General features: G+C 53.2%; 17 protein-coding genes and 2 pseudogenes. 14 read left to right on the forward strand and 5 right to left on the reverse strand.

All coding sequences use genetic code 11. From position 1 onward, the window contains the following. Positions 1-182: 182 nt before the first annotated feature. Positions 183-1,955, reverse strand: coding sequence for a patatin-like phospholipase family protein (locus tag ACSQ3J_RS11850; RefSeq protein WP_436039186.1), 1,773 nt, complete (start codon positions 1,953-1,955; stop codon positions 183-185). Positions 1,956-2,328: 373 nt separating this feature from the next. On the opposite strand from ACSQ3J_RS11850, the pseudogene ACSQ3J_RS11855 reads away from it, so the two are divergent. After that, positions 2,329-2,777 (forward strand): annotated as a pseudogene (locus ACSQ3J_RS11855) (nuclear transport factor 2 family protein). A 38-nt stretch (positions 2,778-2,815) separates the two neighbouring features. On the opposite strand, the gene ACSQ3J_RS11860 reads toward ACSQ3J_RS11855, so the two are convergent. Then, complete coding sequence (locus tag ACSQ3J_RS11860) at positions 2,816-3,214, reverse strand: winged helix-turn-helix transcriptional regulator (protein WP_436039188.1); 399 nt, start codon at positions 3,212-3,214, stop codon at positions 2,816-2,818. 122 nt (positions 3,215-3,336) lie between these two features. Here ACSQ3J_RS11860 and ACSQ3J_RS11865 point away from each other — a divergent pair. The 6 genes and pseudogenes from ACSQ3J_RS11865 to ACSQ3J_RS11890 all read left to right on the forward strand — a co-directional run bounded on the left by ACSQ3J_RS11865 (position 3,337) and on the right by ACSQ3J_RS11890 (position 10,278). Beyond that, positions 3,337-4,361 (forward strand): annotated as a pseudogene (locus ACSQ3J_RS11865) (aldo/keto reductase). A gap of 66 nt (positions 4,362-4,427) precedes the next feature. After that, a complete protein-coding gene (locus ACSQ3J_RS11870; protein WP_436039247.1) occupies positions 4,428-5,042 on the forward strand; it encodes an NAD(P)-dependent oxidoreductase in 615 nt (204 codons plus the stop codon). 352 nt (positions 5,043-5,394) lie between these two features. After that, entirely contained in the window at positions 5,395-7,029 is a 1,635-nt protein-coding gene (locus ACSQ3J_RS11875) for an AAA family ATPase (protein WP_436039190.1), read from the forward strand. Further along, on the forward strand, positions 7,029-7,913 hold the full coding sequence (locus ACSQ3J_RS11880) for a hypothetical protein (protein ID WP_436039192.1): 885 nt from the start codon (positions 7,029-7,031) through the stop codon (positions 7,911-7,913). Before ACSQ3J_RS11875 ends, ACSQ3J_RS11880 begins: the two co-directional genes overlap by 1 nt. A 138-nt stretch (positions 7,914-8,051) precedes the next feature. Beyond that, positions 8,052-8,939: a deaminase gene (locus tag ACSQ3J_RS11885; protein WP_436039194.1), complete on the forward strand. Its 888-nt coding sequence runs from the start codon at positions 8,052-8,054 to the stop codon at positions 8,937-8,939. After that, complete coding sequence (locus ACSQ3J_RS11890; RefSeq protein WP_436039196.1) at positions 8,932-10,278, forward strand: phospholipase D-like domain-containing protein; 1,347 nt, start codon at positions 8,932-8,934, stop codon at positions 10,276-10,278. Before ACSQ3J_RS11885 ends, ACSQ3J_RS11890 begins: the two co-directional genes overlap by 8 nt. Positions 10,279-10,289: 11 nt before the next feature. Here ACSQ3J_RS11890 and ACSQ3J_RS11895 read toward each other — a convergent pair whose 3' ends face one another. Together ACSQ3J_RS11895 and ACSQ3J_RS11900 are read right to left on the reverse strand one after the other, a co-directional pair. Next, on the reverse strand, positions 10,290-11,207 hold the full coding sequence (locus ACSQ3J_RS11895; protein WP_436039198.1) for a hypothetical protein: 918 nt from the start codon (positions 11,205-11,207) through the stop codon (positions 10,290-10,292). Positions 11,208-11,288: 81 nt separating this feature from the next. Next, positions 11,289-11,954 (reverse strand): DsbA family protein, encoded by a 666-nt coding sequence (locus ACSQ3J_RS11900; RefSeq protein WP_436039200.1) that lies wholly within the window; start codon positions 11,952-11,954, stop codon positions 11,289-11,291. A 92-nt stretch (positions 11,955-12,046) separates the two neighbouring features. On the opposite strand from ACSQ3J_RS11900, the gene ACSQ3J_RS11905 reads away from it, so the two are divergent. Continuing rightward, complete coding sequence (locus tag ACSQ3J_RS11905) at positions 12,047-12,919, forward strand: LysR family transcriptional regulator (protein WP_436039202.1); 873 nt, start codon at positions 12,047-12,049, stop codon at positions 12,917-12,919. A gap of 536 nt (positions 12,920-13,455) precedes the next feature. Next, on the forward strand, positions 13,456-17,055 hold the full coding sequence (locus tag ACSQ3J_RS11910; protein WP_436039204.1) for a hypothetical protein: 3,600 nt from the start codon (positions 13,456-13,458) through the stop codon (positions 17,053-17,055). A gap of 100 nt (positions 17,056-17,155) precedes the next feature. Here ACSQ3J_RS11910 and ACSQ3J_RS11915 read toward each other — a convergent pair whose 3' ends face one another. After that, entirely contained in the window at positions 17,156-17,920 is a 765-nt protein-coding gene (locus tag ACSQ3J_RS11915) for a hypothetical protein (protein ID WP_436039206.1), read from the reverse strand. 471 nt (positions 17,921-18,391) lie between these two features. Here ACSQ3J_RS11915 and ACSQ3J_RS11920 point away from each other — a divergent pair, with 471 nt between their 5' ends. The 5 genes from ACSQ3J_RS11920 to ACSQ3J_RS11940 form a co-directional block, all read left to right on the forward strand. Then, the gene (locus ACSQ3J_RS11920) at positions 18,392-18,892 is read left to right on the forward strand and encodes a hypothetical protein (protein ID WP_436039208.1); all 501 of its coding nucleotides are present in this window, start codon (positions 18,392-18,394) and stop codon (positions 18,890-18,892) included. Positions 18,893-19,055: 163 nt separating this feature from the next. Next, a complete protein-coding gene (locus ACSQ3J_RS11925; protein WP_436039210.1) occupies positions 19,056-21,557 on the forward strand; it encodes a hypothetical protein in 2,502 nt (833 codons plus the stop codon). A 537-nt stretch (positions 21,558-22,094) separates the two neighbouring features. Then, on the forward strand, positions 22,095-22,691 hold the full coding sequence (locus ACSQ3J_RS11930; protein ID WP_436039212.1) for a hypothetical protein: 597 nt from the start codon (positions 22,095-22,097) through the stop codon (positions 22,689-22,691). A 48-nt stretch (positions 22,692-22,739) separates the two neighbouring features. Next, a complete protein-coding gene (locus ACSQ3J_RS11935; RefSeq protein WP_436039214.1) occupies positions 22,740-24,632 on the forward strand; it encodes an AAA family ATPase in 1,893 nt (630 codons plus the stop codon). 99 nt (positions 24,633-24,731) lie between these two features. Continuing rightward, a partial coding sequence (locus ACSQ3J_RS11940; RefSeq protein ID WP_436039216.1) for a metallophosphoesterase occupies positions 24,732-25,198 on the forward strand: 467 nt, incomplete at its 3' end.

The following is a 25,198-nucleotide window of genomic DNA, read 5'->3' on the forward strand; positions in this document are numbered from 1 at the left end:
TTTGATATTCAGGCGCTATGCTGCACGTTTAACGATAGCACGACGGTGGAAGAAATGAATAGAATTAGTATTGAGGGTGTTATCCTCTGCAATTGAGATCGATGGGCCGCCCATCGATCCTTTATTTGCGTATGAGCAGCAGGCTAAATGCCCACGCTGCCTTTTTGCGTTGGCGCTAGGTCCTAGAAATCTGTACCGATCTTGAGGACGCCGGATCGCTTCGGCAACTTTTCTTCCCGGTCTGGAATGATAAAACTCTTGCTTCGCGCAGCCGAGACAATTGCTTCCATTTCGTGGAGCATTGTGGCTCGGTCCGTCTTGGTAAGGCGCTTGTACGTCTTGGCGTTATTGGCATAGGCCGAATACCATTTTTGGAAGTTCTCGGTCCAAATCTTTTCTGTTGCATCCAGGTAACCCTCCAACCGTCCGTACATCGCGAGGAAGCGGCGCCACTTATGCTCCTCGAAGTCAAATTCCCCATCTGTAAATTTGCGGCCGGCTTCATAGCCCCAGGCCATCAATTGGCGCGAAACCGAAGGCGTCATTGACAAATTTAATCCTCCCTCCTTTTTTGTCAGAAATATCCGGGCGACCCGTTCACGCTGACCGGTGATCTCAGAGAGAAGCTGATCCTGCCAATCCTTGGCAGAATTCAGCACCTGCCAAGCAAAATCACCGAACGATTGGATTACCTTGATTTGAACACCCATTCCTTCGCTCGCAGTGCGTGGGAGTGCGACGCGCGTCGTGAGCTCATTCTCATTCCATAAAATTTCTTCAAGGCTAAACGCAAACGTCGGTCGAGTTGGAAGAGGGGCGTCGAACATGTGAATGGGAAAGTTGCTGCTGATGCCACCATCGGAGAAGAGGGCAGTCCTAATTCGCTTGTACGGTTTGCCGCCTAGCGACTTTACAATGGAGGGCAATTCCTGATCTTCGACCTGAAGGGGTACGGTCGCGAAAAGCACTGGAAAGCTAAGCGACATTCGCACGGCAACGACGACGGGCAAATCGTTCTCCGAAGGGAACACCCATGCATTTTTATGCCGTCTCCATGGCCGTGAGCCGCCTCCGTACAGGTATCGCATCACTGGCTCCGGAAAGAGCTTATCCCACTTGGCTGGGAAGAAGCCTGCCCGCACACCCAGCTTAGGTAGCGTATGGGGGCGGCGCATCGATAGATTTGTAGTCACAACCCGCAAGTTGATGATCGGGCTACGCGGATCAGGCCCTCTTAGATCCCCGAATGTGAGTGGCTTCTTATGGTCAGGATCACCGAAGGCGATATCCTGGATTGCTCGATGCATCCAATCGGTAAGGGCCGGCTCCTCGTGCCCTGGCTGCTTAAGGCCGGTGCAAAAACCATAGTCGTTGCTCGGGAGGCCGCGCCAAGCTTTAAGGAGAGGGCGAACGACCGTCTGATGAGCTTTATATGCGACGCCTGCTAAACCGCCCACGAGAATTCCCAGCACGCCAGCAATGGATGAAGCGTATGTGTCCGGTTTCAACCAAAAAGAAAGCGCAGCCAAGATCAATGCCCCTGCGACCGCACCGCAAACGGCAGAGGTAGCAATCGGTCGTGTTAGTGCAGGGATTCCATTCGTAGAAACCTTCTCAACCAGTGACATCGTTTCAGAGAGCTGAGGTGACGCCTGAAACAAAGTTCTAAGGCGATCAGGCAGCTCATCACAGTATGACTTGAGAACAAGAAACGCTTGTGGGCGCCTGTTCTGGCGCCCGTACTCTGCAGCAGCGGCAAACGCCGCCGCTATCGCGCCCGCCGATGTGCCACCCAGCGAACGAAGTCTAAATTTGGTAGCGATCTGCAAGACGGCGTACGGATATACGATCCCAGACGTAATACCGCCTTTCATGATCATATCGCATTCCGGCGGCGACGCCTGAAGGCGAAATTGTTCGGCACTGAAGTCAGGCAGCTTGATTTCGTTGCTCATATGCTTCCCCCAGGTATCGCGTCGCCGGATGATAGCGGCAATTTTGAACCTGTCTTCCCTTAAAACGTGCATAGTTTGCTGTTTGATAGAAAAATTCGGAAGGATACTGCTTAGAACCAATACTTTGGGAAGAGCGCTCGCATACCCAATAATCCCAACTTCTGTTTCCGAAATATGCTCAGCCCCAGGGGTATGCTGTATCGCTAAGACCGAGCAGCTCGCAAAAATCTCAACTCGTATCGGCACCCAATGATGTTAGACCGTCTCCGGCGATCGCACCGATGACGGTTCGTTCACGAAGAGAGCTGAAATGCGCCGTGGTCAGAGGTTTGGCTGAGCTCGGCATCGCTATCATGGTGCCAAAAGCGGAGGTATGACGTTGACAACCGACCAAGACACGATTGACGCGATTGCGATTGCTGAACTGCGATCTCTATTCTGCCACCTTGTCGATGATCAAAAATGGGAAGAGGCAAGCAATCTGTACACGGAAGACGCGCGGTTCAAGGGTTCTCAGAGGTTGTGGGGAGGCAAGAGATAAAAGCGCTCATGATCGAAACGACAGCGAAAGTAGCCGGCCTTTCTTGGCACATTTGTTATAATGGCACCATCACCGTAGACGGCGATAGGGCTTCCGGCAGAGTCGGGCTGGACTACCGATACGTTATGAACGGAACACTCCATCTCTGCTCTGGACACTATCTCGATCACCTTGAGCGAACAGACGATGGATGGAAATTTTCTTCCCGCGAATTGGTTGTCTACTTCAATGAACCGCTCAAAGAAAATTTTGGAGGCGGGACAGCCAATCTCTCGCTTTAGCTGCGTCTGCCGAATTCGTGCGACAAGCGCAGGAGCGCTCATATCTCACCATTGTCAAAAGCCTGCCGCGCATTCTCGATCGAAGCCAAACAATCGTCAGCCCATCGCACCAAGCCCCGCATTGGCTCCTGGAGTGAGCGCCCCATGTCAGTGAGGGAATAGCCTACGCTGAGCGGCATTGTGGAATGAACCGTTCGATCGACTAGACCGTCTCGCTGCAAACTTCGCAAGGTTTCGGTGAGCATCCGTTGGGAGATGTCTTCAATTTCCTTCCGCAGTTCTCCAAATCTGTGTGGGCGATCAGCCAGCTTTAGGATGATGAGGTAGCTCCATTTGTCGCCTATGCGGTCCAAAACATCCCGGATTGCGCAATCAGCCTTTTTCCTTGGCTTGATAGACCGCTTTTCGGCGCGGGTCAGTTCTCTAGAAGTAACCACGTGAGTTTAACCTGCCTAATTTACTATACAAATCCACTCTCTTATCTAGAGCTGGTTCTAAATGGTAACTACCACTTTGAACGTCAGCTTGCTAGGCCTTGTTCAAGGGAGATTGGCTTATGATGGAATATCGACGGCTTGGTGCTTCAGGATTGAAGGTGCCAGCGTTAAGTTTCGGTACCGGAACGTTCGGTGGTGGAAATGAAATGTTCAAGGCCTGGGGAACGACTGACGCCGAGGGTGCGAGGCGTCTCGTCGACATTTGCCTTGAAGCGGGCGTGACGATGTTTGACGCTGCGGATGTTTATTCCGATGGTCTTAGAGAGGAAATCCTTGGCCAGGCCGTAAAAGGCCGTCGTGATCAAGTCATTATTTCGACGAAGGCGACTTTTCGGAGTGGGACGGGCGCGAATGACGTAGGCTCGTCAAGGCACCATCTTCTTGACGCTGTCGACAAAGCGCTCAGACGACTCGGCTCTGATCACATCGACCTATTTCAGCTCCATGGGTTTGACGCATTAGCGCCCATTGAGGACGTCTTGCAGACCCTTGATGATCTGGTTCGCGTGGGGAAGGTGCGGTACGTTGGTGTATCGAACTTTTCAGGGTGGCACCTAGCAAAGTCGCTTGCTGTGTCTGAAAAGTACGGTCTCCCGCGTTATGTAGCCCACCAAGCCTACTACTCCCTAATCGGTCGCGACTACGAGTGGGAACTGATGCCCCTTGGCATCGACCAGAATGTCTCAGCTATTGTCTGGAGCCCTCTGGGGTGGGGACGATTAACGGGAAAGTTGCGCCGCGGCGCTCCGGTCCCAGAAATCAGCAGACTACATAAAACCGCGGATTACGGCCCCCAGTTGAGAATGAGCGCCTTTTTAAGGTCGTTGACGCAATCGAGGAAATTGCTGAAGAAACGGGGAAGACCGTTCCACAAATCTCACTAGACTGGTTGCTTCAGCGCCCTACGGTAGCAAGTGTCCTGATTGGCGCAAGGAATGAGGCTCAATTGCGCGAGAACCTTGGTGCCCTCGACTGGTCCCTTACAACCGACCAGATAAGAAGGTTGGACGAGGCAACCGCAACACCGGCGCCCTATCCATACTGGCATCAACGGGGGTTCGCTGAACGCAATCCGCAATCCGTTTAAGATGAAAACCCTAAGATCAACGTCGAATCTCACGCCGCGGACGGAGCGTCTCCGGGAAAAGGAACAATCATGAAAATCGCAATAATTGGCGCCAGCGGTAACGTTGGCTCACGCTTGGTGGACGAAGCACTAAGCCGTGGACACATCGTTACAGCTATCGCTCGGGACACATCCAAAGTCTTAGCCCGGGATAACCTCAGCGCTGTAGTCGGAGATGCGAACACAGTCGGCGACCTTGCTCCGAAGCTAAACGGGCACGACGCGGTGATCAGTTCCGTTGGTTTCCGGGCGAGCAATCCTGATATGTTGATCGATGCCGTGTTGCAATCAGGTGTGGAGCGCTACCTAGTGGTCGGTGGCGCCGGTAGCCTCTACGCAGAGCCGGGAAAATTACATATCGACACGCCCCATTTCCCGGAGTTCGCACGCGAGGAGGCATTGAAGGGGAAGGTGTTACTCGAAAAGTTGAAAGAGACGCCAAGGTTGAACTGGACGATGTTGAGCCCGTCGGCGTTGTTCACCGCTGGCGAGCGAACTGGGAAGTTCCGTTTAGGTCAAGACATGCTTTTGACGAGCGACAAAGGCAAGAGCTGGATCTCATACGAGGACTACGCCGTCGCACTCTTGGACGAGATCGAAAACCCAAGGAATGTCCGACAACGCTTCACGGTCGGTTACTAATAGACCCGTGGCGAGGTAGGGTCCGGCTTGGATCCGACCGTTCGTAGGCGCCACTGGGCAGCGGGAAAGCCGAGTTGCATGACTGCGAAGGCCATTCGGGTCTTGTTGGTGCGTGATGCGTTCCTGACAGACCTGATCTGGCACATCTGCCGGTCGGCGGCGTGCTACTTGCGCCGCCAATGCTGGTCTCTTCCTAAAGTCATTCAGCGCTCACGAGGCATGGGGGGTGACAGATCAATTGCATGACAAATTCGTAGTAACCCATTCAATTGATGGGTGGATATCTGTAATTGCGCCGAAAGGTTGTAATCGTTATAGCCTTCTTGAAAAATGATTCATATCGAGTGGGATAATGACGGACGAGCCAAATACCGACAACCGCAGTGGCGGCTTTACCATCGTTTTTCAGGCTAAGGCTCCACAAGATGCACATGAAATACCGGACAATACGATACTAATCGCTCCGTCGGGAGATCGGTTCGACGATTTCCGGTTCAAGACACGCGTTAAAGTTTTTGTCCGACGAAGCGATTGGTTTTGCGCGATTGATTTCAACTCAATGATTGGGTTCGTTCAACCTACTGAAAGTGAGTTTAACGGCGCTGATCTAATCGAGCGAAAAGCATCGAAGGACATCTTTGCAACCGACTTTCCGCCGTTCTTCACTCTGGCGCCGGAACTCGAAATCTACCGGTATCTGGTCAAAAATCTAGGAATTGAGAATGCACGCGACATCCTGTTGAGCATAGGCGATCTCGTATCGTTGCGTGAATTTCAACCTCAATCGCCTGTCCTCAAATCGGCGCCTCAGACCCAAGTGTTCCGGATGTCGCTCACCAGAACGGCCGAGGCGTTTTTTGCTTATCACAATGCGGGCTCGATCCTGCGAGGGTTGGAGTATGAAGAGAAGGGCAGGATGTCTTCGGCCATTGCGCTCGATTTCAAATTGGACGCTTTCGCTAACAGGCACGAACTGCAGTTTAATTTCGATCAGACGGGCTATTTACCAAAGCATCTCGCGGTTCTGATCGGGAAGAACGGTGTAGGCAAGAGCCAAACTCTAACAAAAATTGCTGAATATGCGTTGCGTGGCGAGGGTCTCCAAGACCCTGCCACAGGCGAACGTGCCCAGTTTAATCGGTTGCTGGCCTTTGCACCAACAAAGGAATCTCTATCCGTATTTCCAACTACGGCACGCAAGAGGCAATATGTTCGCTATTCGCGGTTTGCACTTGCCCGCTCGTCTGGCACCCGGCGTGTCCCCTCTGTAGTTGATGCAATCATTCAGGTAGCTCGTCGTGACGATGAGATTGTCGGTCGATCCAGATGGGATATCTTCCGCACAGCAGTCGAGGGGCTGAATTCATCAGGCCCAATATCCCTGTTGATGCAAGATGGCACTCCGGTCCCCATTAGCGGGCTCAACCGTGGCAGCGAGGAGCGACGACTCGAGCGTTACGGAAAGCTCAGCACCAGACGGGACCCAGTTCGCATCGCCAACGGTAAGGCGCTTCGGCTGAGTAGCGGGGAAATCTCGTTCTTGCGCTTCGCCGCGTTCGTAAGCCTTGAGATCGAAAACGGCTCTCTCTTACTTTTCGATGAACCGGAAACCCATCTCCACCCAAATTTCATTTCACAGTTTGTCCAAATATTGAACCGGTTGCTATCAGAAACGGGCTCATCGGCAATTATTGCCACACACTCGGTATACTTCCTCCGCGAGGTCTTTCGAGAGCAGATATCGATCTTGAGGGACGACGGCGAGGGCGGTATCGACATCCAGCGGCCGAGGCTTGCCACTTTCGGTGCAAATATTGGCGAGATTTCGCATTTTGTGTTTGGCGAGGATGAGCCCTCCTACCTTGCACAGGAGCTCGAAGCAAAAATACGAAGTGACGGGCTTCCTTGGGAGGAAGTGCTGGAGAGCTACCAAAGCGAACTTTCGCTCGAATTTCTCAACCGTTTACGTGCGAAGATCGGCCGATAATGCGCAAACTCCCACTACCAATCTTTGATGACGTTGCGGCTATTGAGGCTGCAGCGCAGCAACGGCGGCTTGGAAGCTTTCCACTTCTCAGAGGGCACGTCGCTGCGATCAGGTCCGGCTATACACAATACGAGGGCGCGGGTGGAAATGCCGAAGCGGTTGCTCATGTGGCGATACCAGATGCATTGGCGTCGTGGCTCAGAAAACACTACAAGAAACCGCCTAAGGTGCTCGATGAGATCACGAAGATGCGCGAGCGGTATATCGCCCTTCCATGCTCTATGTGCGGGTCATTCCATTCCAGCTCACTTGATCACGTCTTCCCGAAAGAGAACCATCCAGCGTTTGCGGTGTTCACCCGCAATTTGGTGCCGGCGTGCGACTGTAATCTCAAGAAGGGGGTAACTTTGCGGGGCAATACCGCAGGGGCTCGGATTCTCCATCCGTATTATGATGCATGCCTAGACGAGCGATTGTTTTCGGCGAAAATTCGGGACCCCGGTCCAACGATCGACCTCGACATCGAAATTATTCTAGATGTCGGTCACGAGCATTTTTTGCCTGTAGAGTTTCATCTCAATGCTATTGTCAAAAAGACGGGAATCTTGAATTGGATGGGTGATCAATGGACGAAGCTCCTCCGGCATCCACCGTCTATAATTGGCACCTTCAATTTCATACCGGCGACCGAGCAGAGCTTGGTGGACGCTCTGAATGTTCAACTAGGCTATCGTGATCGAGCACACAGTTCTCCAAACAATTGGGAGTCGATGTTCGTACATGGTCTCCTGGATCCCGTTGTCACAGCATGGCTCTTTGCAAGGGCCACCGAAGCCGGTCGCACCGATCCAGAAGCGCCACTTATCCAACTCGCGGTGGCGTAGGGCAGCAGGGACAGACGGATAACGTCGGATGGGGAGGATCGACGCTCAGGAGCCGGAGTGGTTGGTACTCGAAACACAAAGTTGCAGTCATTTATCTGAAGTTGTATAGAAAGCGATCACCTCATCGGATCTTCACGCATGTGGTCTCGACGGCAGTTTCTTGGGAAAACACTTCTATCGAGTGTCGCCGCTTGCGGCTGTGCTGGCCGTGGGTTCGCAGCAACCGAAATCCCAGCGAATATCGAAGCCCCGATATTTCAACTCACTGACGTTGAGAAAGAGCGCCATTCATTTTTCTTGGGCGGCCTATGTGCGCTGGTCTACGAACGCTGGGCTATCGATCGATCGAGGAAGGAAACGCGAGCGGCTTACGCCGAGGCTTTCCCTGGCCATGACTTCTGTGAGTACGGCGGCCACAACATCGGTGCGTTTGTCGTCAATGGACGAAACGAGATTGTATGCTTTGCACTTAACCAAAATCGTCGTGAGAACAATCCACTGGCCCATGCCGAAACCCGCGCGATCGCCAGAACCGTCGAAATCCGGAATTCCGAGCAATATCGCGCAGGTACCACTCGAGCGAACTACGACGATCTGCTTGTCGGGTTCAAGGTGTACACAACCTTGGAGTCCTGCACGCTATGTAGCGGCGTTATGGACCTGGCAAATATCGGAGAGGTTGTGTTCGCCCAAGAGGATCCAGGGCAACATGGTATCGGAAACCTCCTTTATGAGTGGGGCCGGCGACAAGGTGCGCACGGCGCCTCTCGACCCATTAAAGCTGATTTCTTCGACGGGTATAAACATCTCAGCGATGCTCGTGATATTTTTTCCAAAGGTGATGGCCCAAAGGGTGCGACAGCTTTCTTGCAGTCGATCGAGGCATACAAGGCTTTTGGCACCATAGCCGGCACGTTCAGGCAAACTAAATCGACCGTGTTTCAAGAGAATGCTTGGGTCCTTGAGCATGTTCAACAACAAGTATCGTGGCGTTTAGCTCAGCAATGCGGGAACGATGATGCATAAACTCAGCCTACTTGGGTTCCTGTGGCTGGCCTTCTTCGGGATTTCATATGCCGCAGACAGCGCTTTCATATCAATTCCGACTTGCCAGACACGTCAGCTCATTACGCCCACGACCTCCGACTCTGGTTTGAACATTACATCCACAAGGGGGGAGGTGTTCTGCACAGCTAAAGATTTCAAGGCAGATGCAGCCGAGAGCTCACGGCTGATCAGCGAGCTCAAGGCTCGTCTCTCCGGCAGGACCATTCAAGACCTGCGCCTTTCGGCATTCTATTTCTCTTCTCCTGAAGTCGCCCGCTGGATCTGCGTCCAGCATTACACTTCCGACGCAAAGCTGACGATCTTCAATCAGACAAGCACGGGTCGCGAACACTTGTCTCCGGAGTTTACTGCGGCAATGGAAAGTTGCCCCATCATTCCTCGGTTTCTGGAGGTAGGATGCAACGTTTTTGGTGGTGATGAAGCCAATGACGCTGCTGCCAACGACAGCGAAACCGCCGTTTGCAGACGTGGCCGGGTCAACATCCTTCACACCAAGCTCGTGTGGATGAGGCTCGATAATAACCAGGTCGTTATGGCCGCCGGTAGCGGCAACTTCAGCCGTTCACTTTACGCTAACATCGAAGACTGGATCGTATTTCAACGTCCCATAGGCAGTTCGTTGGAACGACAGCTCTACTGCATCTTCGATACGCTCTACGAAAACGCTGGCGTGCCGGAATTGGCGGTGTCCTATGTGGCGAGCCTCTATCGTGGGTGTGTTTCGAGCTGGGGAGCTTCAGCAGGCGAAGAAAATATTCGCTTCTCGATGCTGCCATCGGATGATGACAGCTATCGAGATACCATCGTCAAAACAATTACAAGTGCCAGCGAACTTACCATTGTCCCACAGCTCCTCACAGAACCAGCAATCATCAACGCATTGAACCAAACAAGCGCTAAGGTCAGGATCATTCTCGACGATGATTATTATTGGGCGCTGAAAAAGCAGGAACGCGTTGGGGTTATAAGTTATCAAGAGGCGCTGCCGCTCGCCACCCTACTGGCCAAACCAGGCGTCGAAGTACGCTACCTGCAAACAAATCATAAGGGCGATGACGCCTTCACCAACACATTGCACACGAGGCTTATCTTCGCGAAGTCGCAGGAAAAGGCCGTCGTAATAACTGGCTCGCCCCACCTCAAGGCAGGTAGTTTCAGACTGAACTTCGAGAACGTCGCCGTCCTTTCGGATGTTGCAATGACGAACTCGTATCAGAGCGATCTGGATCAGCTTTGGAGTAGAGGCATTCCTGAGCCCGATATGCCAACGCAAGATATTCCGGTGGTCAGGCAATAGTCAAATCGCACTCAGTTTGAGCCGTCCTCGTTAAGACGTCGCTCCAGTTCTTCTGAAGAGGGGCCTTGCCATCCCTTGAAGTCGACGTCTGGCTCCTCACGGTCGTCTCTCTCCCAAAAAGGCCAATCATAATCGTCGTAATCCGGCGGTTCGCGTGGTTCGGGATCGTCCCGCGGTGGGCGAGACTCATCAGAGTCAAATCTGTTCTGGGGATTCGTAATCGGCTGCTCCGGCTTAATCCAACCTCCATTAAATGCGTTCGCGGTTGCTCTCATGGCCTGAGCGAGTGTGGCTTGGATTTGAAGCTCATCGGCCTGGTTCTGGACCAGGTAGCCCACGACCGCCCCAACAACCAAGCCCGCACCGACCGCGGGCAATGCCATACCCATGAACGTGCCCATCGCCCCGGCGAACAGAAGGTTTGTTACCAGCGTGCCTGCATAACCGGCGATAGCCGTGGTGGCGCCTTGAACGACAAGGTCTGACGCTAAGTAATCCAGCGTATAGTCGTCATCATAACAGAATTTGATCACGTCCTCAGCCGCATATACAGTAGTCGCGATTATGAAATTTGATCTAAGAGCTGCGTAGCTGCCGATTGGCCCGATCCCTACTCTGAGAACCTTCGGATTTTCCGTTAGGTACCTGGTACCTTTCAGATACGGGCGCAGGCTGGCATGACCCTTGATAATCACGTACTTCGTCCCGTTGGCGGCTTCCTTAATGTAGTAGCCGCCAGTCATGCCTAAGTGCTGGATCAATAGAAGTCCGCTACCAACGTCGGTTATGGTGTTGATAATTTCAGCCAAGCTTAGATTTGCAATCCCGGCTTTTTCTTTTGTCTCGGCATCCATATCGAGCAACGCAATCCCAAACTCTTGGGTTGGGATTGCTACTGCGAGGATCGGTTCAACAGGGATTGTCGCCATAACTCACCTCCAGCCGAGATGAGCATATTAAAGTTGAATATTTGCTTCTCCGTCAAGCGAATAAATTGTCTTCCTCGACCTCTAATTGTATCCCGGTAGCTTCTGTAGTGCCAAGGAAAGCTGGGCCCAACCCTGATACAGAGAGCCTCCGTCAATCGTATGCGACGCTCCAGCTATAACAACGACTAACTGGGGAACTCCGCGGATGCCCAAATCTGTCATCCGTTTCACCGACGACATAATGCGCTCTTGGACCGTTGAATGAAGGTCGCTATCGTTCTTTAACCGGTCCAACAACGTCGCCACATCCAAAGCGAAACCAGCTTGAACCGCTACCTCGCTAGCCAGGACCGACACCTCTGCTTCCTTGGAGGTATCTATGCCTCTAACGTATCTTTCCGTTTGGGCGACGTGAAGGAATTGCGGTTCAAGCGCTGGATCGATCTGGCCCAATGCGACCATTGCCTTCGTGGCTGGACCTGAGTCAAAAATGCCATTTGGAGCCAGCAGCACATTGTTATGATACGTGGCAGTAAAGGGCTGGCCGGTCAGCTGGGCAATGCGCTGATCATTGCGCCACGCGTGTTCCGCAATCGAAGAAACTGGCCGAGGACCTACAAACAATCCTGAAGGCATCATTCGTAATCTGTCGCCGTGGACCCTCGTCAAACCGTCCAGCGCCTGAGCGCTCGCATAGCACCAACCACAAAACGGATCGAAGAAATATTGAAACTCGATATCTGGCATTACCAAGGATCTCCTTTTCATGCCATGTTAATGTTGCAAAACTCAAAAATAAACGGGGCGTTCTGGACCTTAATGTTGCATGGATCGAGCAAATGGACCGAGTGACCGCCGCCACGGTGTTGATTGAGGCCGTAGCGCGGGGGAGTGCTTCGGCGGCCGCCGCCGAGCTTGGAATGTCCAGAGCAATGGCGACAAGATATATCGCCGAAATAGAGAAATGGACCGGGACCCGACTTCTCCATCGGACAACTCGCCGACTTAGTCTAACATCCGGGGGCGAGCGCGTGCTGGGGCTCTGTCAGCAACTGGTAGCGATTAGCGATGCTATCGCAGCGAAGGCCGTCGATGCGGACGGTCCTCACGGAACATTGCGCGTCGCCGCACCTGCGATTTTCGTGGAGACTCGTCTTATCGCTCTGCTGGGTGAGTTCACCGACCGATTTCCACGCATCAAAATCGATATGCAGATCGGCGATCGTACAATTGATATGGTCCAGGATCGTATCGATATCGCTATCAGGGTTACCGCTACGCCAGATCCTGCGTTAATTGGTCGAAAACTGGCAGCATGTCCCTCAGGACTTTATGCGTCACCTAGCTATCTACAGGCGCGAACCAAGCCGGAATCGCCAGCAGACCTCGCCGACCATCGGTGCCTTACGTACCCACATATGGGGGGCGACGAGTGGTCATTGGCTACGTCGAATAAGAAAGCCGTGGTCAACGTTGGAGGCGGAATCCAAGCGAATGATGCCGCAGTGCTGCGACGTGCCGCTATCGCTGGTCTCGGTATAGCAATTCTACCTCATTTCGCAGCAGATACCGATGTCGATAATGGCGACCTGGAACTCGTGCTGCCTGAATGGCAACCAGAGGTTTTAGATATTTATGCGCTCTACGTTTCAAGACGCTATCTTCCACAGGCCTCCAGGGCATTTATCGATTTTCTTGCAGATCACCTTTAGCGGTCAAACCGCAGAAGCGGGAACTGGAGGATCCCGGCGTAAGTTTACTAGGGCAAAAGGTCCGACAGTTGAATATCCGGGTCCTTGGCTACACTGAATCTCTACGGACTAGCCTCACAAATGCCCAAAGAAAATCCGGCTTCGTTATTTTTTCCGTCTGAATTGCAGAACAGGACCCGTATCGCAGGGCGATATCCAAGCGCGAAAGCATTAGCGTTCTTGACCCGATGCCGTGGAAGGTTTGAAAGGCGGCTCGCATCTTTGAGCCCAAACTACCGTCGCCAGTACCGTCCGGCAGCCCGACATCCCCAGACAGTTGACAGTTGAGCTAGCCACGGCTTCAGGTGCGTTGTGCGGCTGAGTAGGAATGAGCCGTGACAGCTAAGTCGACGAGAGGCATCGGGACTCCTCATCTGGAAAGCCTGCGATTCCTGTTAACACTGCAAATCAGCAGCGCCGATGAGATTATCTCCGGGCAACGGGTAGCCTAATATGATTTCCTTACGCCCCGAGTCGCCAAGAGGTTGAAATTTCTAATGCTGGGCGATAGCCACCAAAGGCTCGAAGCCATCAGTGATCCGGCAGTGTTCGAGCGGTTGGCCACAGCCGTACTTCGCCGGCACTGCAGGCTTTCGGGAACCATCATCCATGTAGGTGTCAATTCCGATGGTAAAACCGTGCGGGCGCCAGTCGATGGCATAGCCGTTGCTTCGGCGAACGGCGGTCATCTCGTTGTCCACCAGCACAGCATTACAGACCGATCTTCATTGCGCGATAAATGGCTTGGCCCGGACGGGGATGTCGAAAAGGCTTGGGGGATACTTCTGGAAGAACGCCTGAAGAACCCTGGCATTGGTATGAGCCTTTATTTGACGACAAACCGGATCCCTCGCCAGGACCTGGTTAGAGAAGTTCATGCGCTGGCGAAACGACGCGGATTTACGGTTCGTATTCTCGAACAATCAGAGATTGCTGATTTTCTGGACATCGATGAGGACGGACAGTGGATCAGATTCCATCATTTGGGCGTGAACCAAGTTCGGCTTTCCCTCGATCGGTTGAATGAGATTTCAGCTGAAAGTTCACGTTCTTACGACGCACATATATCTAATGATCCGAAAAGCCGGGTGGGACGTGTTTTTCAAGAACAAGTTCAAGCGCGTGTTTCAAAACCGGGCTTCACATTTTTGTCGATGCCATCTGGTTCTGGGAAATCGACCTTCTGCGCTGATCTCCTTTCTCTCTGGGTCGGCCTCGGTAACCAAGGCCTCTGGTTACACCAGGACGGGGTTCAAGCAACGACGGCTTCTTCTGCAATCGCAAACTACCTTCAGGCGATGTCTCCGGGGCTCTCTCCCCACTGCGGCAACGAAGCCTTAGCAACAGCAAGGAATGCTCCACTACTTGTGATAATCGACGACATCAATCATTTGCCTAACCGCACGGAGCTGGTGAAAAAGGTTTGCGGGTGGGGTACGGACCCGAGGGGCAAGCTATCAAATTTTCATTTGATCGTTCCCGTTTGGCCCGAGACTTTGGAGCGGGTTGATCAAGCACTACTCCATATTCTGCAAGGAAATATCATATCAGCAGGTGGATTTATCAAAAGCGAGGCAGTGACTGCTGCACTACGACTTGCCGAGCGGGCCGGAATCGAACTCACCAAGTTGTCTGCAGGTGAGGTGACAAAGTCACTCGGCTATGACCCACTGTTGATCGGGCTTTGGGATCCAGCAGAAAACTTCGGCCAGTCGCCTGAAGGGATATTGGCATCATTCATGTCGAAGGCATGCAGCGAGGCTACAGATGCCGCTGCGACATCGTGGGACTTGAGCGTCGCGCTTGAAGCGCTTGCATATCATATGCTCGAGAACCGCAATCTGGACCCCACCTGGCGAGACGTAGTCGATTGGTTCGCGAATTCGGCGGACAGTCTCAGCGCGTTGCGTCGTCTGACCAACCAGAAACGGATCCTTAGCGTTTCGGAAGAACGATTGGGGTTCAGACTTCAGTTCCGACATGATCGGGTCCGGGCGGCTTTACTTTCGAAGGCTCTCCGAACGAAAATGAATACAGGGGAACTTCCCCGCGAGATCTGGCGTGAGCCATATTATGCGGATTTTTTGGGTGAGGCCCTGGTTCTGCCCGTTATCTCAAAAGACCTATTGCTGCTTGCCGATCAACTAAATCCACTGGCGCTTGCATTCGCACTGGGAGCCGCAATTGGCGGGGACGAACGCCAATGCCTGATGGTGGTGGAGGCTCTTCGCAACTGGTTGTCGAGCCCGATTGGGAGATCAAGCGCGTCCGAAAGTCTACGTTGGGAAATTCAGCTCGTTCTAAGCCGTATCGAGTCGTCCCATATCTTAGGACTGTGCAAATTGTTTCCTAAGAGAACCTGGGCCTTGAGCGCCGCAGGGCTCAGGAACGGAGATGCCATTTCAGGTGCATCATTTTGCTTCAGCAACAAACCTTCGTTGCACTACACGTATCGCGATGACTTAGTCGCCCACGCACGGGTCCGCCACCCCGATGTGTTGATTGGAGCGATCACCAACGCACTGTCAGTGGAAACCGACCGTGACAGGATCACCGGCTATCTGAATTTTTCTGGCGAACTGGGCTTACCGGAGCTCGCGGATCCTATGCTGGATTCGTGGCATAGGGTGGGTAGCTCTGACGTATCAAGGTATTTCTGGCCGTTGGCGCAATGTGGCTATCGAGATCCTTCTCGTTATCTCGATTCGGTCCTCGATGCATGGGAGAGCCATGAGGCTGCCCGAGCGGAAGGCGAGGGTGATGGGCTACTAGCGGACAGCTCCATCGTTCACGCTTTTAAAAGACGCATGCCTAAACCCATTATTGGATACCTGATTGAACGGGCGAAGAAGGGCGGTAAAATTGCCGATCTCATTAAATCTCAATTATTTGCCAGCATCGATGACCCCAATGCGCTGTTGAGCTACGCAAACTGGCGTGCCGATATTTCGAGAGAGCGAGAGGCGAAAGGCGAGGAGACATTCTTTTTCTCTGACATGACCCGGCGAATGAGCTCGAAACATTCTCCATATAGTGTGGAAACCCGCAATGCTTTGATGGCCAGTTGGAAAAACCCGCTCGAAGATTGGCTGGTTCGAAAGCAAACTTTCGCGGTATGGTATGACATAGCAACTGCCGAAGATGTCCCTGCTCTTCAGGACGTAGCTCGAACAGACCCTCTCTACGACGGGGCACTCCGCCGCCGCGCCGAACTGGGCGACAGGACTTCACTTACCGAGATTGGTGAACGGCTAGACGCTCTAGATTTGAATCACAGCTGGTGGGCGTGCTTGCGCAATTCGTGGGATGGCGCCGAGTTCGAGATTTTGGACGCTGAATTTTCCAGGTGGGCTAATGGAGCTACCAGGGTCGATTGGGCCTCGAACCATTTCATCCCAGAGGTAGTCCTGAAAATGCGCCCGACCGAGGCAGAAAAACTCCTCACCAAACATTGGGATATATTGAGTAAAATCCGCCAGTTCGTGCACGTCGCCTTGTATGTCGCTCGCGCTGAGTTGTTGTCGCGTGTCCATAGGCAATTGGCCGAAAGCGGAAATATCGCGGAAATTCTTAAGTTTTTGACATCCACGTGGCAAGTCGGAGGCACCGAGTCGCTTGGCGAAGTCACTGTTTCGCGCCTTGAGGCAATCAAGCCCTACCTCTCGCATCTAGACGAAATGGAAATTGAACACATTTGGACGGCCTGCAATCGCGCTGGCCTCTTCAGCTGGCGGCGAGAGTTTCTCGATCAATTTTTGTCCCCAAAGTTTGCTACGGCGGGTGAAGTGGATGACGAGGCCCTTATTGAAAAGCTCCGCTCTTTCGTGGGCAAGGATTATCATCTCGGTGATGCACATTACATGGTCGAGCGATCAATTCGGAGGGGCGATCCGCCGGAGCGCCTTCCAAGTATCCTAAAGCGCTGGCTAATAGCAGAAAACTCAATTGCGGCTCTTAAGATCGTCGGCGATTTCCTCGCCGCAATCAATCTCCGCCGTCATTTGGATATCCTCACTGCAATCGAACTGAATTCAGACGAAGCCGCAACCGTTCGAGAAAACACTCGGTATGCGGTAATGCGCAATAATCTGTCGTGATCCAGAGCGCCATCGGGGGCCGTCAAATCGACGACCCCGATCGCGCGGTTCGTTAGATCGCCATTGTAACGATACAGCGTGCCGGCGCGTAGCCTGTCGATTACGCTGCTAGGCAATCCGCTTCCAGCCTGTCGCTGAAGCTGTAGTCATCCGGATGTTCTCGCTTAGCCATCAAGTAGAATAGGTGCTGTTCCAAAGAAACCCGGTGATCATAGATCGCGCGGATGACATCCTCGATCTTGCAGTCGTGGCCTAGCTCGATGTGATGGAAACAGTCATGCCGAATATTTAAACGCCCTGATATTTCAATACCATCTTCCGACAAACGCAAAGCCCATCCCCTGATATCGATGTGTCGGTTCTCCTCAAGCCAAAGGAGAAAATCTTCAATCGCAGCGCTGACGTTGATCATAGCATTTGAGCGATGAGCCTGTTCGTCGTGAATGCTGTGGCTCATCGCCAGGTGCAACGATGTCTGAATTTCAACGAAGGATTGTTTGAGAGTTTGTACTCTTCCACCACGTCCCTCAATCTTTTCCCGACCGCTTATCAGCGTGGCCGTGAATGCGGGAAGCTGCCTTAGTGAACAGACGAAGAGAGAATCCCAAATTTCATCCCAAAGACACCCTTCCGGCAAAGGCACGACAATTAGGTGGTCGCCCGTCAACTCTGACTCTCGAAGAGAGCGGACCTCTTGGCTAGTAAAATAAAGATATTGCTTGGCTTCAGTTCTCCCAAAGGTGGGAAGGTTTATGTCAGTTCGCAAAGCGCCGAATTCGACCCACCCTGGATGTCCACCCAGAGGGCGGCGGCATGTAGCGTCTACGTAATTTATTCCAGTTATCCCGGCGCCATCAGTCGTCATAACGAGCTCGTCTTGTTTCGCTATTAGAAAGCGTGACCGCGAACAAGGCCGAGGGCAATCGGCAATCTCTGGCCAAAACGTTCCTCTTCGCCCGACGATTTATAACTCGCAGTAAAGAAACGCTTTTCTTGGGAGAGAAAATTTTTGGCCGGCGCCACACTGACATTTTTGATAACGGCGTGTGAGAACGAATCTCACAACCTTGCAATCGGCGCCTGTGTCATGGTCGGCTTGCCGTCGTGAAATTGGGCTGAAACGGTTCAAAGCAAACTTGGCAACTGAGGTGCCCGCTTTTTTCATCTTACAGCCCCCAGTAGGTTTTCCTTGGTAACCAAGACTGTTTGAAGTTGCCAAATGCTCAGCTCTAAAGTTGGAAGATCATTGCAACCAGAGGATAGTCTGAGAAACGACTCGCATTCTCGTGGCGATGTGCTTTTTATGTCGATGCGATCAGGCTCTGGGGAGAAAAAAATGACAAGCATCTGGGTCTATAAGGCGGACGGCACAATTCAGTGTGAACCGCCCCAAGCTCATGAGATAACCTTGTCAAAGATGCGTACGGAACTCGAAACCTTGATAGGATCGGGAAACGTGCTTTCAGAGCAAAAACGTCCCTCTAAAAGGGCGGGCATGACGGTCTGCGGTTCACCGACAGGCCAAACGAATGCTTACAAAATTTCTCCTGAAGGGTTAAATCGTCTGTTCTCGGGCATAGCGGGGCCGTCGGGTTTCGAAGTAGATCCTGATAGCAAGATCCAAATCGACCCGAATGATGCAGTGACCCCTTGGCCATTAACGGGTAGTGGGGACGACCCAGTGTTTCCTTGGCCGACGAAATTACTCATTGAATTGGCTGGCGGGGATCGATGGGTGCCGTGGCCGTGGATAGCACTTGCTGCTCGGGATGAAGAAAGCGCAGCTCGGACACTCGCGAATGTAGTGGCATACCTGCTCATGTTGGAGCGTCGGTAACAATCACCGGGAGAACAGGTTCAACCGAGCAACTAAGGTTTCCATATCCTTGCCACCCGCGGTCTTGCTCCTTCGAAACACCCAGAAGTTGTCGCTGAAGTGATGGCCGGCGTCCCAAATAGGGAAGGCCACCAAGGCAACATTAGTATGCGGTCCTCGACCCATGATGTTTGCCTTGTTCAGTTTGCGAAGGTTGCTACATAAGTGCGTGATAGGACGGGGAGTGAATATGGACGCGGTAACGAAAACAGATAAAGAAGTGTTGAGCCCATCACCCCCACCAGAGGCCCACCTTGAGGCGATGTTCTCGGCGGCGTTGACCAAAGTCTTCCCCCAAATTTCTAGCAGCGATTTCAGCCACCAGGAACGTTTTACCATTGCCTTGGGTCATGGCGATCACGAGGTTGATGGTACGCGAAATTGGACGGCCGCAGGCCGTGCGGACATCATTTTGCGATACGGAGGACAACCGCTCGCTGTCGTCGAATTGAAACGACAGGGGCTTCTGTTGACGGAAGAGGATCGTCGACAAGGCCAAAGTTATGCGAACCAACTTACGCCCCGGCCGCCGTTGGTTATTGTCACCAATGGAGACGAGTGTCGCGTTTTCGACAGCGCAACTGGCACTGGGCTGACTTTAGACAACCCAGACAAGCAAGCCGTAACAAAGCTCTTCGCCAATGCTGCCCAAATAGCGGCCCAGAATCTTGATTGGGCCATCGATGTGTTGATGGGGCCGGACGCGGGGGTGTGGCCAAGTGCCGTGAGAGCCCGGACGCGGCAATTGATAGATCAGCAATCCGGCATGGCGTGGGACCAGTCAAAGCCCTTTGTTACAGACTTCTTGATACCCCGAAATGGGACGGTCCAGGCGGCGGAGGCATTTGCGGCCGGTCGTCAGTTCGTTCTCGTAACTGGACCGCCGCTAAGCGGAAAAAGCAACATCCTCCGAGAATTTGCGGAGGAGACGGAAAACTCACACGATTTTGCAGTTTTTATGGTCCGCGGTGGCGCAGGGAATGCCGGACTTTTCCAGCGACTTGCGAATACCGTTTCTGCCGCGCTCGAATGGGCCGCGACCGCCGATGATATACGTCAGTGGCTTCGACGACTATCTCATACCAAGGGCGGGCCTACTTTGGTGTTGGCGATAGACGGGATCGTCCCGATGTCGCCAATCGCAGCAGAAATTGAAGAAATGGCAGAGGCCGGATATGGCCCACGGCTAAGAATCTTAGGCACAACTGATGATGTCCAGGGACTCTTGATAGGACAGAACGGTCGTGATCGGACGGCACTGGCCGAGCAGGCCTTATTGATCGATCTGCAGCCGCTTAAACAAGCCGAATTTGAAAAGGCGCGGGCGGTCTTCCGAGGAAAGAATATTGGGTTCGTCAAAGGTGCCGATTTCGCAGATGAATACCGCGTACCATGGCTTCTGCGCTTGATGCTCGCGGACATAGTCGCAAACTCGAAAGGTGCTGACTACTCCTCAGTCTTTCCGTCTTCTCTCGGACTGGGTTTGGTAGATGCCATTCGATCCAGATTCTCTAGCTTCGCAGAGGTATCTTACGGCTACAGGCTGTTAGCTCGTGACTTCGTGGCGGATGTGAGTGACTTCTCCACAGGACTAGCTTTAGAGATGTCTCACGGCTTTGTGGTTCGACGCGATGCCCTTCAGCCGCAGACGAGGGACGCGGTTCGTTCTTTGCTTTCTCAAGGCTGGATAAGAAGCTTTCGGCACGCTGGTGGTGAAGACATTCATGTACCTCTCGCGCCAGATTTGTTTCTGAGTGAACTCGCGTATGCGGTTTGCGCCGAACTCGAGAAGCGAATCGCAGCCGACGTGTTCGAGGCAGGGTGCTGGCTTGCGGACCGGATGGACGGTGTCTTTTTGGGCGACATCATCGGAGCCCAGGCAATTCGTGATCTTGCGGCAAAGCAGGGTAGCTTCTCCAGCGGGATTCTCTCAGGTCTTCATGAGAGAGAGCCAATAAAAGAACTCCTCCCACAGGGTGTCGTCGCAATTCAGATGGCTGATTCTCGTCTGCGGGAACTTCGGTTCAATGGTGATGGCACCGCGGAGTTACTGAATGAGAATGGTTGTCCAGTCGGACACGCCGTTCATCTCGATGACGATGATCGCGAAATCTATGGCCAGATGGCTGGGTGGATGATACTTGCCCAACTTGCCCGAATTCGCGCCGCCGTTGGCGACAGCGATCGACCGGTGATGGCAGCGTCTATTCTGTTGCAAATTGGTATATGCTCCTTTCCCCTTCTTAGAGCAGCTCGCGACCCTGTGGGACACTTAGTCCACGATATCGCCGGGCACGGATCCGTTCTATGTGCGGATAATGGCGTGGTAGAAACCACTACTGCTGCCATGCAGCAACTCTTTTACGAACACTGGGAAGATCTAGATGGATGGTTTGAGCAGGCACTTTCAAAAAACTCGCTGCCCCTGCTGAATCGGATTATGATTGCATTGAGAGCCGTTCGGCAAATTCCCAGTTTGCGGTCGGAATGGGCGAACTCAAAGCTCGTTGATCTCGTGGAGCCAGCAATTTCGAACATTTTACGGCCGGAACCGACGGCAAAGCCGTCTGTCCGCCCCACTAGCAAGCGAAAAGCGAGACGTGGGAAGAAGCGGCCTCAACGATAAACCAGCAAACGCAAGTCGCGGCGTCCTTTCGCAAGTGGCGGTGAGCAACCTCACCAGAGTAGCAGAGAAAGTCATCGATGCAGGGAGGATTGCGGTCGTGGATTTAACGGGCTTTCCCAAGCGCGTTCGGGCAAAATATCTAAAATTTCAAACGCCAGCCCACAAGTTGCAAAATCATCTATAGATTGTATCTATTATGCTCTTGCAGCCGCATTAAACAGGCCGGGGGCCTTGGCGTGCGCATTTTTGTCATTTCTTCAATGATCTTGCTTGCTTCGTACTCGACTGCTTCAGCTTGGGGGCAGGAGGGACACTCCGAGTTTTGTCCAAATCGAATTTGAGTTGTTTTGTGCGAGCCCCATCGTCAATTCCGATCGGTGGGCCATTTTGAGAAATCAATCAAGCGAGTTGACTCAAGTTGTTTTGTTCTGTATCTGTTCACACATGACCTACATCGCTCGCGCCCTAATACGAATAGCCCGCTAAACCGCCCCGCATCTGCGGAAACGCTGTTTCGTGTGTTAGCGAGGGTTCATAATGAGCATCTCAGCATCTTCCGGCCGTGTAGCTTCAACTGTGCCGACCCATATTTTTTATCCCCTTCACACCGTTCGCTGCTCAGGCCCTGGTATCTTTAGGAGCCAGTTGTCACGAGATATCGCTTGCATCCTCGACGTCGATGAAGCCGTGGTGTCGTGGTCATGCTTGGCGGTTGTTCTCACCCATGAGGATCAAATCTATCGGCCGGACTTCTTGGTCGAACGCGCCGATGGTCTAGTCCTGGTGGATGGTCGTGATGCCGAAGACAAACCTTCGTGGGTAGGGCAAAACGCGCAAGACGCGGGCTATCGGTATGAAACGATGGAACCGTCGGCGCTTTCGGCAATCCGTCTAAAGAACGCGAAGGACTTACTTCGATATGCGAGGTACGAGGTCCCGCTTTCTGATCGTGTACGGTTACTTGCCGCACTCGACGAGCATGGGACTTTGTCAGTGGCCGACGCACTAGCCGCCTTCGCGGAGACGAAACCAATCGCTGGTATCGCATCGCTCTTCCTTCAGAGGCTCATCAGCATGGACTTGGACGAGGGTCTGATTGGGCCTGAGACCATAATCAGTCGCAAGCGCGACTGAACCGTTCCCCATTAACTATCTCGCTGCCAAGCGCAGCTTTGGTGTCCCATGGCAACTCGTATTCTCAACGAGCAACTTTGCTCGTCCGTAAAAAACTATGCATTTCACTGCACGGTGATGAGAGCGCTTGAGGCAGTGCCCGCATTCCTGGATGGCGGTCCAGGCGTACTTGTACTGGTGGCGCCGGATGGCACCGATTTACACGATTACAGCGTCGCGGCTGCCGCTATTCTGTACGATAACCGTAGTCGCGAAGAGTGCCGCGAGGCGGGGTACACCTGTATCCGAACCAAAGGCAATCCTGCGAAAGCGACGTGGGAACTCGACAAGGATTGCCTGACGAAATCTCGGGCGATTTTCTTCTCAGATACGAAAACTCTTCCAGCGAGTGTCATGCTCGCTGCCGACATGGTGCTAGATCTGGACCCCGTGAACGCCGCTGACCTGCAGGCAGCATGTCGGATGGTCCTCAAGCTTAAGGTGGGTGTGAGGCAAGCGCGAGAGCTACTCAAATACCCCATCGACAAGCTCGCAATTGCGCTGCGGCCCAACCGTCCAGCGAGTGAGGCAATTCGACGGCTGCGATCCATGCCGGACGAGCCGGACGACCACAAACCCGCACCGATCGTATTCAAGCATCCGCGGCTTGAAGAACTCCATGGTTATGGGATTGCAAAGGAATGGGGTCTCCAACTTGCAGCCGATCTTGAGGAATGGCGCCAAGGAAGGTTGAGCTGGTCGGAGGTCCATAGCGGCTTGCTCCTGAGTGGTCCACCAGGTGTCGGCAAGACCATCTACGCTCGAGCGCTGGCGGAAAGCTGTTCAGTCAACTTCGTACCGGCCTCCTTGGCTCAATGGCAGGCGAAGGGACATCTTGGCGATCTCTTGAAGGCGATGCGAGCGGATTTCAAAAAAGCGAAGGACGACACGCCCAGTATTATCTTCATCGATGAAATTGATAGCGTGGGAGATCGAAGCACGTTCGGTTCTGACCACGCATCCTATTCGATTCAAGTCGTTAACGGACTTCTTGAAAGTATTGATGGAAGCGCGGGCAGGGAAGGCGTGGTCGTCATCGGCGCCACCAATCACCCTGACAAAATCGACCCGGCATTGGTGCGACCGGGTCGTTTGGACAGACACGTCAAGATCGAGATGCCGGACGAGGAAGATCGTGTTGCAATCCTCAGGCAACTCCTTGGATCCGACGCATCCCCCGGGCTGGATCTCACTGTCCTGGGGCCGCTCACCGAAGCAATGGCAGGAGCAGATCTTGCCCAACTGGTCAGGACCGCCAAAGGCATTGCGAGGCGTCAGGACCGAGAAGTTCAGATGAATGACCTCACCAGCCAGCTGCCGAAGTTGGTCCCGGTTGTCGGAGAGTATCGCCGCTCAATCGCCATCCATGAGGCAGGTCACACCATCGTCGGTGTCAAACTTGCCTTTGGGGTCTTTTTGGGTGTCGGCATTTCCAACCAGATCAACCCGCGCTTCCACATGCAAAACACTGGCGGCGCCGGTTTTCGCAGAGACCCCTTTTCCTTCCGGGACCGGCAGGCCTACCGCGACGATATTTGCGTTTACCTCGCTGGAATTGCCGCCGAGCAATTGAAGATGGGCAGTCATGGCGACGGGGCTGGCGCCGGTCCCGGCAGCGACTTGGAACGCGCAACCGAGGCTGCCGTGCAGATGGAAACAAAGTTTGGAATGGGCCAGCGTTTGACCAGAACAGGGCGCGGCACGATTTGGGACCAGCACGGCAACCAGTCCGCTCCGTGCTTGATGGAAGCCGTCGACCAAATACTCGCCGAAGAGCTGACACGGGCGAAAACCATGCTGCTCGAAGAGATGACGCTTTTTGACATTTTGGCGGCAGAGATCGAAGCAACTGGGTTTGTTTCCCCCGAACGCCTCAACGAACTTGGCCACGCAACCCGTTGAACCGGACCTGGCTAAAAGGCTGCGCACGGCCTTCAGACCAAGTCAAAATGTGACGTGACCGTCTTTGCCCCATTTTTTCACCGCCAAAAGGATTTTGACATGAAGGCGTGGATTATCAGCGACATTCATTCAGTGCCCCTGGAAGCATATTGGAACCAGCCGTTGCTGGTTCCTGAAGCGGATATTTGCATCTGCGCAGGCGACGTGTCCGGTCTCATCGACAGGTCGATCGGCTTTCCCAATTCGGTGATCGCCCCTCACATGCCCGTAGTCGCAACACTCGGTAATCACGACTACTATGGTAGGAGCATCGAGTGGGCCTTGGATTTCGTCAAAAAACACACGGCCGGGACCAATATTCACATCCTTGAAAACAATACATTCGAGATGGATGGCCTGCGCGTCATCGGAGCCACTTTATGGACAGACTACGAGATCCCTTTTGGTGTGCCTGATGGCGAAGAGGAATTGCCGTTGGACGTCCGGCGGGACCTTGCATTTCATGTCTGCACCTTGGCACTGGCAGACTACACCGAAATTTATCGGTCCGATGCGCGAAGGGATAA

It is taken from the genome of Rhizobium sp. LjRoot98, assembly GCF_964252935.1.
Classification (GTDB): Bacteria; Pseudomonadota; Alphaproteobacteria; order Rhizobiales; family Rhizobiaceae; genus Pararhizobium.